The 18,273-nt window shown below is 41.7% G+C and carries 13 protein-coding genes, 1 pseudogene and 1 other annotated feature (1 of these 15 only partly in view); of the genes and pseudogenes, 12 read left to right on the top strand and 2 right to left on the bottom strand.

Annotation, left to right across the window (positions count from 1 at the left end; all coding sequences use genetic code 11):
- Positions 1-142, top strand: a binding site (T-box leader); it begins 95 nt to the left of the window's first position.
- Positions 143-185: 43 nt separating this feature from the next.
- Complete coding sequence (gene ileS, locus BLS24_RS14850) at positions 186-3,383, top strand: isoleucine--tRNA ligase (RefSeq protein WP_091760956.1); 3,198 nt, start codon at positions 186-188, stop codon at positions 3,381-3,383.
- 153 nt (positions 3,384-3,536) lie between these two features.
- Positions 3,537-6,011, top strand: coding sequence for a glycogen/starch/alpha-glucan phosphorylase (locus BLS24_RS14845; protein ID WP_091760954.1), 2,475 nt, complete (start codon positions 3,537-3,539; stop codon positions 6,009-6,011).
- Here BLS24_RS14845 and BLS24_RS14840 read toward each other — a convergent pair.
- Positions 6,003-6,908 (bottom strand): AraC family transcriptional regulator, encoded by a 906-nt coding sequence (locus BLS24_RS14840; RefSeq protein WP_071177279.1) that lies wholly within the window; start codon positions 6,906-6,908, stop codon positions 6,003-6,005. The two genes, BLS24_RS14845 and BLS24_RS14840, sit on opposite strands and share 9 nt — an antisense overlap.
- A 169-nt stretch (positions 6,909-7,077) precedes the next feature.
- Here BLS24_RS14840 and BLS24_RS14835 point away from each other — a divergent pair, with 169 nt between their 5' ends.
- From BLS24_RS14835 to galT, 4 genes are all read left to right on the top strand, one after another.
- Entirely contained in the window at positions 7,078-8,304 is a 1,227-nt protein-coding gene (locus BLS24_RS14835) for a 5-bromo-4-chloroindolyl phosphate hydrolysis family protein (protein ID WP_091760951.1), read from the top strand.
- 44 nt (positions 8,305-8,348) lie between these two features.
- Positions 8,349-9,512 carry a toxic anion resistance protein gene (locus BLS24_RS14830; RefSeq protein ID WP_091760946.1) on the top strand — a complete coding sequence of 388 codons (1,164 nt, stop codon included), beginning with the start codon at positions 8,349-8,351 and terminating at the stop codon, positions 9,510-9,512.
- A gap of 175 nt (positions 9,513-9,687) precedes the next feature.
- Positions 9,688-10,869, top strand: coding sequence for a galactokinase (locus BLS24_RS14825; protein WP_091760944.1), 1,182 nt, complete (start codon positions 9,688-9,690; stop codon positions 10,867-10,869).
- 21 nt (positions 10,870-10,890) lie between these two features.
- Positions 10,891-12,429 carry a UDP-glucose--hexose-1-phosphate uridylyltransferase gene (galT, locus tag BLS24_RS14820; RefSeq protein WP_091760941.1) on the top strand — a complete coding sequence of 513 codons (1,539 nt, stop codon included), beginning with the start codon at positions 10,891-10,893 and terminating at the stop codon, positions 12,427-12,429.
- A gap of 69 nt (positions 12,430-12,498) precedes the next feature.
- On the opposite strand, the gene BLS24_RS14815 is transcribed toward galT, so the two are convergent.
- Positions 12,499-13,158, bottom strand: a complete 660-nt coding sequence (locus tag BLS24_RS14815; RefSeq protein WP_091760938.1) for a tol-pal system YbgF family protein — start codon at positions 13,156-13,158, stop codon at positions 12,499-12,501.
- A gap of 67 nt (positions 13,159-13,225) precedes the next feature.
- On the opposite strand from BLS24_RS14815, the gene BLS24_RS14810 reads away from it, so the two are divergent.
- The 6 genes and pseudogenes from BLS24_RS14810 to BLS24_RS15160 all read left to right on the top strand — a co-directional run.
- Entirely contained in the window at positions 13,226-14,785 is a 1,560-nt protein-coding gene (locus BLS24_RS14810; RefSeq protein ID WP_091760936.1) for a VanW family protein, read from the top strand.
- 39 nt (positions 14,786-14,824) lie between these two features.
- A complete protein-coding gene (locus tag BLS24_RS14805) occupies positions 14,825-15,799 on the top strand; it encodes an AIR synthase-related protein (RefSeq protein ID WP_091760934.1) in 975 nt (324 codons plus the stop codon).
- Between the two features lie 39 nt (positions 15,800-15,838).
- Positions 15,839-16,327: an Lrp/AsnC family transcriptional regulator gene (locus BLS24_RS14800; protein WP_071177272.1), complete on the top strand. Its 489-nt coding sequence runs from the start codon at positions 15,839-15,841 to the stop codon at positions 16,325-16,327.
- On the top strand, positions 16,324-17,481 hold the full coding sequence (locus tag BLS24_RS14795; protein WP_091760931.1) for a pyridoxal phosphate-dependent aminotransferase: 1,158 nt from the start codon (positions 16,324-16,326) through the stop codon (positions 17,479-17,481). The genes BLS24_RS14800 and BLS24_RS14795 overlap by 4 nt, the downstream gene beginning before the upstream one ends.
- Positions 17,482-17,506: 25 nt before the next feature.
- The gene (locus BLS24_RS14790) at positions 17,507-17,941 is read left to right on the top strand and encodes a GNAT family N-acetyltransferase (protein WP_091760929.1); all 435 of its coding nucleotides are present in this window, start codon (positions 17,507-17,509) and stop codon (positions 17,939-17,941) included.
- A gap of 168 nt (positions 17,942-18,109) precedes the next feature.
- A pseudogene (locus BLS24_RS15160) lies at positions 18,110-18,273 on the top strand (IS5/IS1182 family transposase); the annotation flags it as partial.

Below are 18,273 nucleotides of genomic sequence, written 5' to 3'. Positions count from 1 at the left end.
CACTTCTGAGCTGCGGGGTTGAAATGAGTAGATCCTGACGTAGGTTCTGGCGTTAACGGAAAGCGTATTCAACAAGCGATGAGCTTGCGCGTATGTGTAAACAGGTGGTACAACGAGATCGATATTTTGCCTCGTCCTTTTTACAAGGACGAGGCTTTTTTGTTTCACAAGAAAGGAGCTTGAAAATGTATAACAAAGTCGAAACTGACATGAATTTTGTCGGCAGAGAAAAGAAGATCGAAGAATTCTGGAAAAAAGAAGACATCTTCAAAAAGAGTGTAGACACACGCAGCAAGGGTGAGATGTATATGTTCTATGATGGCCCTCCAACAGCTAATGGTAAGCCACATATCGGACACGTTCTCACACGTGCTATTAAGGATATGATCCCAAGATACCGTACTATGAAGGGTTACACCGTTCCTCGTAAGGCTGGTTGGGATACACACGGTCTTCCTGTTGAGCTTGAAGTAGAAAAGATGCTCGGTCTCGACGGAAAAGAGCAGATCGAAGAATACGGTATGGAGCCTTTCATCAAAAAATGTAAGGAATCTGTATGGAAATATAAGGGAATGTGGGAAGACTTCTCAGGCACAGTAGGTTTCTGGGCTGATATGGAGCACCCATACATCACATATGATGATAATTTCATCGAGTCAGAGTGGTGGGCTCTTAATGAGATCTGGAAGAAGGGACTTCTTTACAAGGGATTTAAGGTAGTACCTTACTGCCCACGTTGTGGAACACCTCTTTCATCACACGAAGTAGCACAGGGCTACAAGCTCTTAAAAGAGCGTACAGCTATCGTTCGTTTCAAGGTTAAGGACGAGGATGCATATTTCCTTGCTTGGACAACAACACCTTGGACACTTCCTTCAAACATCGGCCTTTGCGTAAACCCAGATGAGAAGTACATCAAGGTTAAGGCAGTAGACGGAAATGTTTACTATCTTGCAGAAGCTCTCGCAGATAAAGTACTCGGCACATTACTTGATAAGGATTCAGAAGGACAGAAGGCATACGAAGTTCTCGAGACATACGTTGGTACAGATCTTGAGTACAAAGAGTATGAGCCTCTTTACCAGTGCGCAGCAGATGAAACTGCTAAGCAGCACAAGAAGGCATTCTTCATCTATTGCGATACATATGTAACTATGTCAGATGGTACAGGTATCGTACATATCGCTCCTGCATTCGGTGAAGACGATGCTAGAGTTGGACGTAAGTATGACGCTCCACTTGTACAGATGGTTGATGGAGAAGGTCGTCTTAAGCCTGAGACTCCATTTGCTGGAATGAGATGTAAGCCAACTCAGAAAGAGATGGATGAGGGCGCTATCAGTGCAGATCCAGAGGTATTAAAAGACCTTGATAAGAGAGGACTCTTATTTGCTGCACCAAAGATGGAGCATGATTATCCTCACTGCTGGAGATGTGGTACACCACTTCTTTACTATGCTCGTTCATCATGGTTCATCAAGGTTACAGAAGTTAAGGATGATCTCATCCGCAACAACAAAGAGATAAACTGGGTTCCTGAGTCAATCGGTAAGGGACGTTTCGGTGACTGGCTTGAGAATATTCAGGACTGGGGTATCTCACGTGATAGATATTGGGGAACTCCACTTAACATCTGGGAGTGTGATGACTGCGGTCACCAGCTTTCAGTAGGATCAAGAAAAGAGCTCGCTGAACTTTCAGGAGATCCATCTGCTGAGACAACAGAGCTTCACAGACCTTACATTGATAAGTTTGAGATCACTTGTCCTAAGTGCGGCAAGAAGATGCACAGAGTAAAAGAGGTTATTGACTGCTGGTTCGATTCAGGTGCAATGCCATTTGCTCAGCTTCACTACCCATTTGAGAACAAGGAACTCTTTGAGAAGCAGTTCCCTGCAGAGTTCATCTCAGAAGCTGTAGACCAGACAAGAGGATGGTTCTACTCACTTCACGCTGAGGCAACACTTCTTTTCAACAAGCCTGCATTCAAGAATGTTATCGTTCTTGGTCTTGTTCAGGATGAGAATGGACAGAAGATGAGTAAGTCAAAGGGCAACGCAGTTGATCCTTTCGAAGCTCTTGAGAAGTACGGCGCTGATGCTATCAGATGGTACTTCTATACAAACAGTGCACCATGGCTTCCTAGCCGTTTTGCAGGTGATGCTGTTATGGAAGGACAGCGTAAGTTCCTTGGAACACTTTGGAATACATACGCATTCTTCGTACTTTATGCTAATATCGATGGCTTTGATGCTGCTAATTACAAGCTTGAGCTCGATAAGCTCACAGTAATGGATAAGTGGCTCCTTTCAAAGCTTAACAGCTGTGTTAAGGCTGTAGATGAGAACCTTAACAACTATAGAATTCCAGAAGCTGGAAAGGCTCTTGATAACTTTGTTGACGAGATGTCTAACTGGTATGTTCGTCGTTCAAGAGAGAGATTCTGGGCTAAGGGAATGGAGCAGGACAAGATCTCTGCTTATATGACTCTTTATACAGCACTTGTTACTGTAGCTAAGGCAGCAGCTCCTATGGTTCCATTCATGACAGAAGAGATCTATCAGAACCTTGTTCGCACAAGCTTTGCTGATGCTCCAGAGAGTATCCACCTCTGCGACTTCCCAGCAGTTGATGCTTCACTTATCGACGAGAAGCTTGAGAAGGACATGGAAGAAGTTCTTGATATCGTAGTACTTGGACGTGCAGCTAGAAACGCAGCAAACATCAAGAATCGTCAGCCTATCGGACAGATGTATGTTAAAGCTGAGCAGACTGTAGGCGAGTTCTACACAGAGATCATCAGAGATGAGCTTAATGTTAAGAACGTAGCATTTACAGATGATGTTCGTGACTTCACAAGCTACACATTCAAGCCACAGCTCAAGACACTTGGACCTAAGTACGGCAAGAACATCGGCGCTATCAAGGGTTACCTTGAAGGTCTTGATGGAAACGCTACAATGGATGAGCTTAACACAAACGGATCTATCAAGTTCACAGTTAACGATGTTGACGTAGAGCTTGTTAAGGAAGATCTCCTTATCGAGATGGCTCAGAAGGAAGGCTTTGTATCACAGGAGAACTGGGGTATCACAGTAGTTCTTGATACTAACCTCACAGAAGAGCTTGTTAACGAAGGCTTTGTACTTGAAGTTATCAGTAAGGTTCAGACAATGCGTAAGGATTCAGGCTTTGAAGTAATGGATCACATCAAAGTTTCTCTTAACGGAAATGACAAGCTTGCTGAGATTGTTAAGGCTCACGAAGACAGCATCTCATCTAAGGTTCTTGCAAACGAGATTGTTTATGGATCAGACGTAGCAAATGCTAAGGAATGGGATATCAACGGCGAAAAGGTTACCATCGGTGTTGAAAGAGTATAATAGTAATATCTGATATTTTGAGAAGCCACCTAAGGGTGGCTTCTTTTATTGTGGTTGACATAGATACGATTTTACGCATATTTAATAGAATTGCGTGTAAATTTGGAGTAAAATAGCATTGTGTACGTACAATTGTAACGAGGAGGCTTACTTATGAAAAAAAAGACACTATCATTCGACAAAGATCTTTTCAAAAGAAGTGTTCTGTACAATGTTAAAACTCTCTATAGGAAGACTATGGAAGAGGCAACTCCGCAGGAGATGTATCAGGCAGCAGCGTATGCCATCAAGGATGCCATCGTTGACCACTGGATGACAACTCAGAAGGCTGCAGCTGAGCAGGATCCTAAGATTGTCTACTATATGTCCATGGAATTTCTTATGGGTAGAGCTTTTGGTAACAATATTATCAATCTTCAGGCTTATAAGGCAGTAAAAGATGCTTTGGAAGAGCTTGATATCGATGTAAACGTCCTTGAGGATCAGGAACCAGATCCAGCCCTTGGTAATGGTGGTCTTGGACGACTTGCCGCATGCTTTTTGGATTCTCTTTCTACTCTTGGATATATTGCCTATGGCTGTGGTATCAGATACAAATATGGAATGTTCCGTCAGAAGATCCAGGATGGATATCAGGTAGAAGTACCAGATGCCTGGCTTGAGAACGGCAATCCATTCGAGCTTAGAAGAAATGAGTACGCCAAAGAGGTTAAGTTTGGCGGATACGTAACTATGTACACAGACGACCGCGGAAGAACAATGTTCAAGCAGGAAGGATATCAGGTTGTTAAGGCTGTCCCTTATGATCTTCCTGTTATCGGATATGGAAACGGCGTGGTCAATACCCTTAGAATCTGGGACGCTGAGCCTATTCAGTGCTTCCAACTTGATTCATTTGATAAGGGCGATTATCAGAAGGCTGTAGAGCAGGAGAATCTTGCGAGCCAGCTCTGTGAAGTCCTTTATCCTAATGACAATCACATTGCAGGAAAAGAGCTGAGATTAAAACAGCAGTATTTCTTTATTTCAGCATCTGTTCAGACTGCAGTTCAGAAATATATGCAAAATCATGACGACCTTAGAAAGTTCTATGAAAAGGCCGTATTCCAGCTTAATGATACTCATCCAACAGTTGCAGTAGCAGAGCTTATGAGAGTTCTCATGGATGATTATCAGTTCTCATGGGATGATGCTTGGGATGTAACAACCAAGACCTGTTGCTATACAAACCACACTATCATGGCTGAAGCTCTTGAGAAGTGGCCAGTAGATCTTTTCCAGAGACTTCTTCCTAGAATCTATCAGATCGTAGATGAGATCAATAGAAGATTTGTAGATCAGATCATGAGAAAATATACCGGTTCTGCAGGTATAGACGTTCAGACCAAGATCAGAAGCATGGCTATCCTCTATGACAACCAGGTCAAGATGGCGCACCTTGCTATTGTTGGTGGTCATTCTGTTAACGGTGTTGCCAAGCTTCATACAGAGATCCTTGAAAAGAGAGAGCTTAAGGATTTCTATGAGATGATGCCTGAGAAGTTCAACAATAAGACAAATGGTATTACCCAGAGAAGATTCCTGCTCCATGCAAATCCTCTTTTGGCTGAATGGGTAACAAATAAGATCGGTGATGGATGGATCACAGATCTTTCTCAGATGGACAAGCTCAAAGCCTTTGCAAATGACAAGAAGGCTCAGAATGAGTTCATGGAGATCAAGTTCAAGAATAAAGAGCGCCTTGCCAAGTACATCCTTGAGCATAACGGCGTAAAGGTAGATCCAAAGTCTATCTTTGATGTGCAGGTCAAGAGACTTCACGAGTACAAGAGACAGCTTCTTAATATCCTGCAGGTCATCCACAAATACAATGACATCAAGACTCATCCAAATAAGGACTTCTATCCAAAGACTTATATCTTTGGAGCCAAGGCAGCAGCTGGATATCTTACAGCTAAGCTTACTATCAAGCTGATAAATTCCGTTGCCGATGTGATTAACAATGATCCTGATATCGGCGGCAAGATCAAGGTTGTATTCATCGAGGATTACAGAGTATCAAATGCAGAGCTTATCTTTGCGGCAGCAGATGTTTCTGAGCAGATCTCAACTGCTAGTAAAGAGGCTTCTGGTACCGGTAACATGAAGATGATGCTCAACGGCGCTGTTACTTTGGGAACTCTTGATGGAGCAAACGTAGAGATCGTCAATGAAGTTGGCGAGGAGAATGCGTTTATCTTTGGACTTACTTCTCAGGAAGTAATGGAATATGAAAAGAACGGTGGATACAATCCAATGGATATCTACAACAGCGATCCTAACGTCAAGAAAGTACTTGATATGCTGGTAGATGGAACTTTCTCTGAGGATAAAGAGCTCTTTAGACCGCTGTATAACTGCCTTCTTAATACTATAAATTCTAGCAAGGCAGACCAGTACTTTATTTTAAAAGACTTTGAATCATATCTGGAAGCTCAAAAGAGAATCTCAGATGCATACCAGGACAAGAAGCGCTGGGCTAAGATGGCACTTCTAAATACTGCTAGCTGCGGTAAATTCTCATCAGACAGAACCATTCAGGAATATGTCGATGAAGTATGGCATCTGGACAAAGTAGAATTACAGTGATTCCTGTTGTTTTTCTTCTATAAGCTTTTCGACTTGCTTGAGATGTTCCTTGCTTCCTGCTTCAGTATCACTCTTTGGAAGTGATTTGCGGTAGGCGGTAGGGGACATCTTTTTTTCTTGTTTAAATGCCTTTGAAAAGACAAGTGGATCAGAGTACCCACAGGAAATAGCTATAGACTCTATAGGAAGAGCTGTAAGCTGCAAAAGCTCTGTTGCTTTGGCAATCCTATAGCTAGCTAGATATTGCTGCGGCGAAATACCAAGGGCATTTTGGAAAAGAGTGTATAAATAGCTTCTGTTAATACATACATAATCAGCTATATCTGTGACCTTTATTGGGTTACAATAATTACTCCTAACAAAGGCCTGCGCCCTATTAACGTAATCATTGGCGCTTCCGGAATCGCTCTTTGGAGTCACGGAAAGGCCTGACGCAATGACAGAAAGGAACATAGAAAGAAGGCCGTTTCTTCTAAGAACGTCCTCTACACTAAAGGTATTGTGATCCATCATATCTTTTACAAGGTTATAGATGGTCTCGGATTCAGTACTTTTAAATACTGGCTGCTGAAGGGATAAGCCAAGCTGTGAAACTATCTGCTCAGCTCTTTTGCCCCCAAATCCTATCCAAACATAGGTCCAAGGGTCGGACTTGTCAGCCACGTAGTAAGCAAGCTCTTCAGGAACAATGAGGAAGCCGTAGTTTTCCTTGAGAGGATACTTTTTGCCTCCAATGGAAAAAGAGCCTTTGCCACTAATGACGTAATGGATCATGAAGTGAGGTTTAAGTGCAGGGCCAAAGCTGTGGCCAGGAAGTGTCTGTGACAATCCGCAGCAATAAACGTAAAGATCATCAGATTCCTCTGTATTAAAAAGTAGCTTGTATGCCTTTTCCATTTTGGTTCCTTTCGCTATAATTACAAGAAATTCTACAAAACAATATTATCAACTAACTACTAGTGTGTTCAAGTGGAAAAGATACGCATTATCATTGTTTTTTGTGGATAATTACTGTAAAATAGACTTGCGTTTTTGGTGTTGTTTTGACGCTTTTTGGAGGATTAGGGTGGAGAAAAATACAGAAGAATTCACTAGAGAGATCATTGATTCTAGTGTAAAAGCAGGACAAGATATATTAAAAAGTGTCTCTGACGCGATCAATAGTAATGATTACAGCAAGCTTGCCAGTGAGATAACTGACGCAGTCAAAACTGTTACTATTCCTCAGAGGACGATGTATTCAAGCGGACGCAAAGAGTATTATCAGCAAAAATATAGCTATAATCAGAATCCAGCCGCTGCAGTTAAGACAAGTTATCCGTTTTTTGCCAAGAAAGTCAGCAGATATGACGGTGTACTGAGTGTTGTTTTTTCATCTTTGGTGGGATTTTTTGGAGCTTTACCACTTTTAGTGTGCGGAATAGTATTTAGCGCAGTATTTGGCGGAGCATGGTTATGGATGCTTGTTACTGGTATCGCTTCTATGGGAGCATGTTTGTTATGGCTCTTTAGCGGTATCAAGAGACTCAAGCTTGCCAAGCTTTTCCACAAATTTGGAAATATCATCAAGGATAAAGAATACTTTAAGGTTTCAGAACTTGCTCAGCAGGTAGTTAAGACTGACAAGGAAGTTACCAAGGATCTTAAGGAAATGGTCAAGGCAGGATATCTTCCTAGAGCCAAGTTTGACAGCACAGAGACTACATTTATGATCACTGACGCTGCATATCAGATGTATCTTGGAGCTGAGAAGGACAGACTTGCCAGAGAAAAGAAGGAACTTGACCAGCAGAAGGCTTCACTTGGAGTTAATGCTACTACAAGAGCTAACCTTACTGGCGTTGAGGGACTTATCGCTGAGGGCGAAGATTATATCAGATTTGTACGAGCTACAAACGATATCATCCCAGATACAGAGCAGATGTCAGACAAGTTATATCGTCTTGAGAATATCATGAACAGGATCTTTGAAAAGGTTAAAAAGAATCCTGGAAGTGCTGATGATCTTCATAAGCTTATGAACTATTATCTTCCTACTACCAAGAAGCTTCTTGATGCTTATGTAGAGCTTGATAAGCAGGCAGGCCAAGGAGAAAACGTTCAGCAGACTAAGGCTGAGATCAGTACAGCCATGGATACTATCAACGAGGCCTTTGAAAAGCTCCTTGATAGCATGTTCCAGGATATGGCTTGGGATATTTCTTCAGACATATCAGTTATGAAGACTATGATGGCACAGGATGGTCTGACAACAGAAGGTCAGGGCATGGCTATGCAGCTCAAACAGGAATAAATTTCAAATTTATATAAGAGGAAAGGTATTTTAAGGAGGAGAACATGGGAGCAGATTTACAGTTCGATGCAGCACCAGCTGCACCATCATTATCATTTGGAGCTGAAGAGCCACAGGCAGCTGCAGCAACAATGGAGGCACCTGCAGAGGAAAAGAAGGACAACGGAAACGTTGCTCTTGAGGCTCAGCTTTCAGAAGAGGAGCTCAAGCAGGTTGAGGAGTTCAGCAAGCAGATCGATATCACAAACTCAACAGGTATCATGAACTACGGTGTTGGTACTCAGAAGAAACTTGCAGATTTCTCAGAAAAAGCAATCGACAACGTTAAGACCAAGGATATGGGAGAAGTTGGTGACATGATCACTGATCTTGTTACACAGCTCAAGAACTTTGAGATTGATGAGGATGAGAAAGGATTAAGAGCTCTTTTCAAAAAGGGTGCAAACAAGATCGAGTCTCTTAAGGCTAAGTACAGCAAGGTAGAGACAAACGTTCAGACTATCAGCAATGAGCTTGAGAGACATCAGGTTACTCTTATGAAGGACGTTGAGCTTCTTGATAGAATGTACGACCTTAACCTCAATTACTACAAGGAACTTTCAATGTACATCCTTGCTGGTAAGAAGAGACTTGAGGAAGAGAGAAGCACAACACTAGTAGAGCTTCAGAAGAAGGCAGCAGAGACAGGACTTCCTGAGGATGCTGAGAAGGCAAAGGACTTTGCCAACAAGTGTGATAGATTTGAGAAGAAGATCTATGACCTTGAGCTTACAAGAACAATCGCTATGCAGACTGGTCCACAGATCCGTATGGTACAGAGCTCAGATACAGTAATGGCTGAGAAGATCCAGTCAACAATCGTTAATACTATTCCTCTTTGGAAGAACCAGATGGTAATCGCTATCGGTATCGAGCATGCTACACAGGCAGCTGAGGCAGAGAGAGAAGTTAATGATATGACAAACAAGCTTCTTAGAAAGAACGCTGATGCACTTAAGGTTGCTACGATCGAGAGCGCTAAAGAGGCTGAGAGAGGAATCGTTGATATCGAGACTCTTAAGCATACAAACGAGTCACTTATCTCAACTCTTGACGAAGTACTCAAGATCCAGACAGAAGGCAAGACAAAGCGTCGTGAAGCTGAGGCAGAGCTTGCTCAGATCGAGAGCCAGCTTAAGGATAAGCTTTTAGAGGCAGCAAAGAACTAATTATTTGAAATAATGATTCCGGAGTAGATAAAAATATCTGCTCCGGTTTTTTATAGTTATTTTATTTAACATTTTGACAGGTATATGAAACAATGAGGCATAGAAAAGAAGTCACCTCTATCGTAAGATAAAATCACAAAAACACTTAAACGTTTGTATGGATCAAGGAGGTTATATGATCGATCAGGAAATGAAAAAGGCTGTTCTTGACAGCTTTGAGAAGGTTTATGGCAAAAATGAAAATGTTAAAGCATACTTTGCTCCAGGTAGAGTAAATCTTATTGGAGAACATACAGATTATAACGGTGGACACGTATTTCCATGTGCTCTCACTATTGGTACATATGGCGCAGCAGCCAAGAGAAATGACAAGAAGGTTCGTTTCTATTCAGTAAACCAGGAGAAGTTTGGCGTATATGAGGCAAATCTTGAGGATGCACTTAATCCATCAGAGGCAGCAGGCTGGGTTAACTATCCTCTTGGTGTTATCTGGGCTTTTGAGAAGAGAGGCATGAAGCTTGATGCAGGTTTTGATATGGTCATCTACGGCAATATCCCTAACGGATCAGGCCTTTCTTCATCAGCTTCACTTGAGGTATTAACAGGATTTATCTTAAGAGATATCTATGGTTTTGATGTAACAAATCAGGATCTTGCTCTTATTGGTCAGTATTCAGAGAATAATTTCAACGGATGTAACTGCGGTATCATGGACCAGTTCGCTGTTGCAATGGGTAAAGAGAACAATGCTATATTCCTTGATACAGCAGATCTTTCATTTGAGTATGCTCCAATCAAGCTTGATGGTGCCAAGATCATCGTTGCTAACACCAACAAGAAGCACAAGCTCACAGATTCTCAGTACAACGCTCGCCGTAGCATGTGCGAAGAAGCTCTTTCAATCCTTCAGAAGAAGCTTGATATCAAGGGACTTGGTGATCTTTCAATCGAGGAGTTCGAGGCAAACAAAGATCTTTTGACAGATTCAGATATGCAGAAGAAGGCTAAGCACGCTGTATATGAGAACCAGCGTACAATCGAGGCTGTTAAGGTTCTTAAGGACGGCGATATCGCACGTTTTGGTGAGCTTATGAGACAGTCACACGAGTCACTTCGTGATGATTACGATGTAACAGGCGTTGAGCTTGATACACTTGCTGAGGAAGCTTGGAAGATTCCTGGCGTTATCGGTTCTAGAATGACTGGTGGTGGATTCGGTGGTTGCACAGTTTCTCTTGTTAAGGACGAAGCTATCGAGAACTTCAAGAAGACTGTTGGTGAGAATTATCTCAAGAAGATCGGATACGAAGCTACATTCTACACAGTAGAAATTGGTGCAGGTCCAGAAGTAATCTAATAAAATCATGGAGATTTGGAAATGAGCAATATTCAGGAGTCAGTTAATAAATTAGTGGCCTATGGTCTTGCCACAGGCCTTATTGAGAAAGAGGATGTTATCTATACTGTTAACTCTCTTTTGATTGCCCTTGGCCTTGATAGTGCTGATTATGTTAGCACAGATATTGAGAAGCTTGCAGGGGATGTTCCTTCAGATGAAAAAGAGCTTGCTGCATACCTTGAGGCAGTTCTTAAGGATATGGATGACTTTGCAGCAGCAAATGGCCTTATTGAAAACGACAGCGTTGTATATAGAGATCTTTTTGATACAAAGCTCATGGGACTTATGGTTGAGAGACCAAGCGCTATTATCAGTAAGTTCCGCGCTAAATATGAAAAAGATCCTGTAGAAGCAACAGACTACTACTATAACTTATCCAAGAATAGCGATTACATCAGACGTTATCGTATTGCAAAGGATATGAAGTGGATCGCTCCTACTGAGTATGGTGATCTTGATATTACTATCAACCTCTCCAAGCCAGAGAAGGACCCTAAGGCTATTGCAGCAGCACGTAATGCCAAGCAGTCAGGCTATCCTAAGTGTCAGCTCTGCTGGGAAAATGAGGGATATTCAGGACGTGTTGATCATCCTGCAAGAGAGAACCACAGAATCATTCCTGTAACTATCCAGGATTCAAAGTGGGGCTTCCAGTATTCTCCATATGTTTATTACAACGAGCACTGCATCGTATTTAACTCACAGCATATTCCTATGAAAATCGAGCACAATACTTTCTGCAAGCTCTTTGACTTTGTTAAGCAGTTCCCACACTACTTTGTAGGATCTAACGCAGATCTTCCTATCGTAGGAGGTTCAATCCTTAGCCATGATCATTTCCAGGGTGGACATTATACATTCGCTATGGCCAAGGCTCCTGTAGAGAGAACATTTACAGTTAAGGGCTTTGAAGATGTTCAGAGCGGAATCGTTAAGTGGCCTATGTCTGTTATCAGACTTTCTGGTCCAGATACTGAGAGGATCATCGCTCTTGCAGATGTGATCCTTAATAAGTGGAGAGGCTACACTGACGAAGCTGCATTCATCTTTGCAGAGACGGAAGGAACACCTCATAACACAATTACTCCTATTGCCAGAAAGCGCGAAGACAACTACGAGCTTGATCTGGTACTTAGAAACAATATCACAACTGATGAGCATCCACTTGGTGTATATCACCCACACGCTGAGCTTCATCACATCAAGAAAGAGAACATTGGTCTTATTGAGGTTATGGGACTTGCAGTACTTCCAGCAAGACTTAAGACTGAGATGGCTGACCTTAGGAAAGCAATCCTTGAGGGAGCAGATATCAGAAAAGACGAAGTTCTTGAGAAGCATGCAGATTGGGTAGATGCCTTTAAGACAAAGTATGATGCAATAAATGATAGCAACATTGATGAGATTCTTCAGAAAGAGATCGGAGAAGTCTTCATGCACGTACTTGAAGATGCTGGTGTATATAAGAGAACAGCTGAAGGTCAGGCTGCATTTGACCGCTTTGTAAGTACTCTTTGATAAAAGAAATAAGAAAGCCGCAATAGATAATAAGTTTTCTATTGCGGCTTGTTTTTATAGCTATATCAGTTAGAAAGTGACAAGTGGTGGCTTTTTCTTGGTTTCATCCATAGGAACACCAAGTAGCTGTAATATAGGTCTTTTGCTAAGGGAGTTAAGATTCTTGGCAATTGGAATAAGACCGTTTATCTTCTTTTCAATCTCTTCTTCACTAAGCTCTAACTTGGTCTTGTAGATATCTACAAGAAGTCTGTAGGTTGCTGTTACGTCAGTTCTAGTCTTTACTGAGAACTCCAAAACCTTGGAGGCATCTTCGTAGCGGCCCTGATTGTAGAGGAGCTCGCCCCAGTTCTGAAGGGCACGTACTAGAGTGGTATAGTTCTGATCGTATTGGGTAAGAGCAGTTATGTTAGCTGTTCCATACTCGAGCTTTAGGTCTGTATTTGAAATTCCAGTAAAGTTAACTATTTTTTCGAAGGCTAATGCTTTCAGATCATTTTCCGCATTTTGTAGCGCTTCGTTGTCACCTGCTGTATCAAAAGGAAGGAGATTGAATGGGATGTGAACATATTCAAGTCCTTCAAGGCTCTTTCTTCTAACTTCGTTTGATTTGCGTTCCCTTTCCCAGAAGTCTTCTTCTTTCTGTTCGACCTTTCTGGAAACGCGACGCATGCTGATATTGAAAAAGATTGCAAGTATAATGAAACTTGCTAAAAAGGGTAATTTCATCTATAATATCCTTTCAGTAAAAGTGGGTAATTTTTTTTTATTTTCATCATAGCACAGAGGAAGCATTATGAAAAAATTTTTTGGAGGAATTTTTCTCCTTTTCTTATCTATCTTAGTATGCCCTGCTATAAATGTGCAGGCATCTGATAAGGGCACAATTGCAAATGGCGTATATATCGGTAACATTGATGTATCCGGTATGACAATTGCTGATGCAAATACCACTATCGAAGCTTATTTCCAGGAATTAAACAGCAGCGAACTTACATTATCAGCCGGTGAAGGCAAGACTATAACAGTTATGGCCTCAGATCTCGGCATTACATGGAATAATACAGACATAGCAGATGAAGCATATGCTCTTGGTCACGAAGGCAACATCGTTCAGAGATACAAAGCCATGAAGGACCTTGAGAGAAACAATCACAAGTTTGATATCGAGTATGGTTATAACGAAGAGGCTTTGCAGGATGTACTTGCAAAGTGCAGCAAGAATTTTGATCAAAAGACAGTAAACTACGGGCTCAAGAAAACTGAGAACGGTTTTGAAGTAACAGAAGGTCAGACAGGATACCTTGTAGATGTCGCAGAATCAGTAGGAATCATCAAGGACTTCATCAAGAATGACTGGAGCGCAGACAATACAGTTATTCAGCTCTCTGTAAAAGAGGATGCTCCTAAAGGCAGCGCTGAAGAGCTAGCTAAGGTAAGAGACGTACTTGGAACTTACACTACAAGCTACAGAACATCTGGAGCAGCCAGAAGTGCCAACGTAGCTAATGGATGTGCGCATATCAATGGTTCAACTATTTATCCAGGTGAGGAGTTCTCAGTTCTTGATACTATCACTCCTTTCACAGAAGCTAACGGATATTTCCCAGCAGGTTCATATCTTAACGGACTTGTAGTTGAGAGTGTTGGCGGCGGAATATGCCAGGTATCAACAACTCTTTATAATGCAGTACTTCTTGCTGAGCTTGAAGTAACAGAGAGACACAATCACTCAATGATCGTAACTTATGTAGAGCCTTCTGCAGATGCAGCTATTGCAGAGTCTGGCGGCAAGAACTTTAAGTTTGTAAACAGCACAGATGCTCCTATCTATATTGAAGGCTATACTACATCAGACAAGCATATTACATTTACTATCTATGGCGTTGAGACAAGAGATCCAGGTCATAAGGTAGAGTACAAGAGCGAAGTATTAGAGACTACGCCTGCTTCTGCAGATCAATATGTAACAGACCCATCACAGTCACTTGGCTATGTGGGAACACAGTCAGCGCACCTTGGATACAAGGCACAGCTCTGGAAGATTGTTACTGAAAATGGTCAGGAAGTTAGCAGAGAAGTTGTAAATAGCAGTACCTACAAGATGGTTCCTAGAATTATCACAATAGGAACAGCTGGTGCCGATGAAAGCGCCATGGCCAAGATACAGACAGCTATCTCAACAGGAGATGTTGGAACTATCAAAGCTGTAGCAGGAGCCCTTGGAGCAGCTAGGAACGCTCAGGGAACTGAAAATGAAGCAGCGGCAGTACAGGCAGCTCAGGATGCTGTAGATGCAGCCAATCAGCAGCTTAGAGACCAGCAAGCTGCAGAGGAAGAGGAATTACAAGGATAATCTGAAACTGTAAACATTTGCATAGAATATGGCGGTTATATGAGAATTGGCAAGATAACAGAGAATGCTCTCAAGCGTTCCATCATAAAGCTCATAAAAACTGAATCAAATAAAAAGACAAGCGCAGCTGTAGGGGCAGACTGCGCTTTTTCTGAATCTGAAAATAGTTTTTCTGCAACAGCAACTATTACTACAAACGTGTCAAAGTGCGGATATTATGCTGTTATGAAGGCGGCAAATTCTCTGATAGCTCAGGGAATAAAGCCTGACCATGTGATAGTTAATATACTACTTGATAAAGATAGTGAAGAAGCAGTAATTAAAAAGATTGTCAGAGATGCCATAAGCGCTTGCAATATCAATGACATAGCCTATGCAGGAGGCCATACAGAAGTTACAGAAGTTGTTACTAGACCAATAGTTACTGCAACCTGCGTAGGAACAGAAGTCATGATAAAGGCTCTATACAAGAGTAAGCCCAAGGCGGGAGATGCCCTTGTAGTTAGTAAGTGGATAGGCATGGAAGGTACAGCAATGCTGGCAGCCGAGAAACGAGCGGAGCTTGCTTCCAAGTATCCGGAGCCATTTATAGATGATGCAGAGGAGCTTTCCAAGCTCCTTGGAATAAATAGTGAGGCTGCAGTCGCCATGAAGTCCAGCGTCAGTGCGATTCACGATATTTCTGGTGGCGGTATATTTGCCGCACTTTGGGAAATGGGAGAACGCGCAGGAACTGGACTAAAAGTCGATTTAAAATGTATCCCGGTAAGACAGGAGACTATCGAAGTATGTGAGTTCTTTGAGATAAACCCATACGTCCTGACTTCAGGAGGAGCACTTTTATTTGCGACTGAGGACGGCGAGGCACTTGTAAGAGATTTAGAAGAGGCTGGAATTCCAGCAGTCATTGTTGGATACCTTGAAAAGGGCAAAGACAAGATCATTACAAATCTTGATGAGTCCAGATTTTTGGAGATGCCACAGACAGATGAGATACATAAGGTGCTTGGCTAATAGTTTTATCACAACATATTTAAAGGAGCGTTTATCCACATGAGTACAAGAGAAGAAATTTTAAAGACAATTGAGAAAAACAGCCGTATCGATGTACATGAACTTAGCGTACTCCTTGGTGCGGAAGAGATAGAAGTAGCGAACGAGCTTAAAGCGCTTGAAGAAGAAGGTGTGATCTGCGGATATCACACAATGATAGACTGGTCCAAGACTTCAATCGAGAAGGTAAATGCCCTCATCGAAGTTAAGGTTACTCCAACAAGAGGACTTGGATTTGACAGCATTGCAGAGAGAATCTACAAGTATCCGGAAGTTACCAGCGTATACCTCATGAGCGGAGGATTCGACCTTATGGTAATCCTTGAAGGAAAGACTCTTCAGGAAGTAGCCGGATTTGTTAACAATAAACTTGCGACACTTGATACTGTCCTTAGTACAGCAACACATTTCATCCTCAAGAAATATAAGGATCACGGAACAATTCTTACTAAGAAGTATGAAGACACAAGGGAGATAATAACACCATGAGAAATCCAATAGGAAAGAAAGTAGTTGATATAAAGCCTTCTGGAATTCGAAAGTTTTTTGATATCGTTCAGGAAACCGAGGGTGCTATTTCCCTTGGTGTAGGTGAGCCTGACTTTGATACACCTTGGCACATCAGAGACGAGGGTATCTATTCACTTGAGAAGGGCAGAACCTTCTATACTTCCAATTCCGGATTAAAAGAGCTGAGACAGGAAATTTCAAATTATATTAAGAGAACTCAGAACGTAGAATATGATCCATTAAAAGAGATATTCGTAACAGTAGGTGGATCTGAAGCAATTGACCTTGCACTTAGAGCGATGGTCGACGCAGGAGACGAGGTTCTTATTCCTCAGCCAAGCTACGTATCATACGAACCATGTGCTATTTTAGCTGATGCTGTTCCAGTTACAATTGAGCTTAAGGAAGAAAATCAGTTCAGACTTACAGCTGAGGAAGTACTTGAGAAAGTAACAGATAAGACCAAGATCTTAGTCCTTCCTTTCCCTAACAACCCAACTGGTGCGGTTATGTCAAAAGAGGACCTTGAGGCAATAGCTAAGGTAGTTATTGAAAAAGATCTCTTTGTAATTTCTGATGAGATCTACGGAGAACTTACATATAACGGAGAGCACGTTTCAATCGTTTCTATTCCTGGAATGAAGGAGAGAACTATCCTCATAAATGGTTTCTCCAAGGCTTATGCCATGACAGGTTGGAGACTTGGTTATGCTTGTGGGCCTGAGATCATCATGAAGCAGATGGTCAAGATTCACCAGTTTGCTATAATGTGTGCCCCTACAACCAGCCAGTATGCTGCAGTAGAAGCTCTTAGAAATGGTGATGATGATGTTAAGATGATGCGTGAGCAGTACAATCAACGCAGAAGATATCTCTTAAATGAATTCGAAAGAATAGGTCTTACCTGCTTTGAACCATTTGGCGCATTCTACGTATTTCCTTCTATTAAGAAGTTTGGAATGAGTAGTGACGAGTTCTGTACAAGACTTTTGAAGGAAGAGAAACTTGCAGTTGTTCCAGGAACAGCTTTTGGAGATTGCGGTGAAGGATATATTCGTATTTCTTACGCATATTCACTGGATAACCTGAAGGCTGCAATGGAGAGACTTGAGAGATTTATATCTAAGCTATAAAAAGACATAATATTAAGGCGGAAAAATGATACATTTAGAAAAAGTGACAGGAGAAAACTGGAGAGAAGATCTTTCAGTTTCGGAGGAACAAAAAAATTTTGTTTCTGATCCTATGAGATTATTGGCTAGGGCGTACGCGTACAGAGAAAATGGAAGCTACGCTTGTGTAATATACGATGATGAGAATCCTGTAGGGATGGCATTATATTACGATTGCCCTAAGATGCAGGCATATGATTTTAGCCAGTTGTTCATTGACCAGAGATATCAAGGAAAAGGTTATGGAAAAGAAGCGGCAACGCTTATTCTCGATAGGATGAGAAAAGAACGAAAGTTTGAAAAGGTTTGTCTTTGTTACATTGAAGGAAATACAGCGGCTAAGAATCTGTATGAAAGCCTAGGGTTTTATCATACCGGAGATGTAGATGAAGATGAGATTATTATGGAATTAAAGATTTAAAAAAGAAAGAGTTTGAGGTATCTCAAACTCTCAGACTGTAGACAAAGTCCACGGCATGCGCCGTGGATTTTTCTTTGCAAAAGCGCTATAAACCCAGTATTCATCTGAGATTGCAGCACTTTTTATGGTATAATAGAAGTATCAAAGTTGGGGATGGGGATAGCCTTTATGATGACTTCTAATACCGAAAGAAAACGTGAGCAAATGCAGTTTGTGAGCATGGATGACCTGGTACCTCAGGATCACATGCTCAGGCTTATTGATAAAGCCATAGACTGGTCATTCATATATGATCTTGTTGAAGATAAGTATTCTTCAGACATGGGCAGGCC

It is taken from the genome of Butyrivibrio sp. INlla18 (assembly GCF_900103635.1).
Classification (GTDB): domain Bacteria; phylum Bacillota; class Clostridia; order Lachnospirales; family Lachnospiraceae; genus Butyrivibrio.
The sequence above is the reverse complement of the archived record's forward strand: the minus strand, read 5'-3'. Positions and strand labels throughout refer to the sequence as shown.

Coding starts and splice junctions, on each gene's coding strand:
- BLS24_RS14805 (WP_091760934.1), top strand. CDS start 14,825: ATGAGAATTGGCAAGATAACAGAGAATGCTCTCAAGCGTTCCATCATA.
- BLS24_RS14825 (WP_091760944.1), top strand. CDS start 9,688: ATGATCGATCAGGAAATGAAAAAGGCTGTTCTTGACAGCTTTGAGAAG.
- BLS24_RS14790 (WP_091760929.1), top strand. CDS start 17,507: ATGATACATTTAGAAAAAGTGACAGGAGAAAACTGGAGAGAAGATCTT.
- BLS24_RS14830 (WP_091760946.1), top strand. CDS start 8,349: ATGGGAGCAGATTTACAGTTCGATGCAGCACCAGCTGCACCATCATTA.
- BLS24_RS14795 (WP_091760931.1), top strand. CDS start 16,324: ATGAGAAATCCAATAGGAAAGAAAGTAGTTGATATAAAGCCTTCTGGA.
- BLS24_RS14810 (WP_091760936.1), top strand. CDS start 13,226: ATGAAAAAATTTTTTGGAGGAATTTTTCTCCTTTTCTTATCTATCTTA.
- BLS24_RS14815 (WP_091760938.1), bottom strand. CDS start 13,158: ATGAAATTACCCTTTTTAGCAAGTTTCATTATACTTGCAATCTTTTTC.
- galT (WP_091760941.1), top strand. CDS start 10,891: ATGAGCAATATTCAGGAGTCAGTTAATAAATTAGTGGCCTATGGTCTT.
- BLS24_RS14845 (WP_091760954.1), top strand. CDS start 3,537: ATGAAAAAAAAGACACTATCATTCGACAAAGATCTTTTCAAAAGAAGT.
- ileS (WP_091760956.1), top strand. CDS start 186: ATGTATAACAAAGTCGAAACTGACATGAATTTTGTCGGCAGAGAAAAG.
- BLS24_RS14800 (WP_071177272.1), top strand. CDS start 15,839: ATGAGTACAAGAGAAGAAATTTTAAAGACAATTGAGAAAAACAGCCGT.
- BLS24_RS14840 (WP_071177279.1), bottom strand. CDS start 6,908: ATGGAAAAGGCATACAAGCTACTTTTTAATACAGAGGAATCTGATGAT.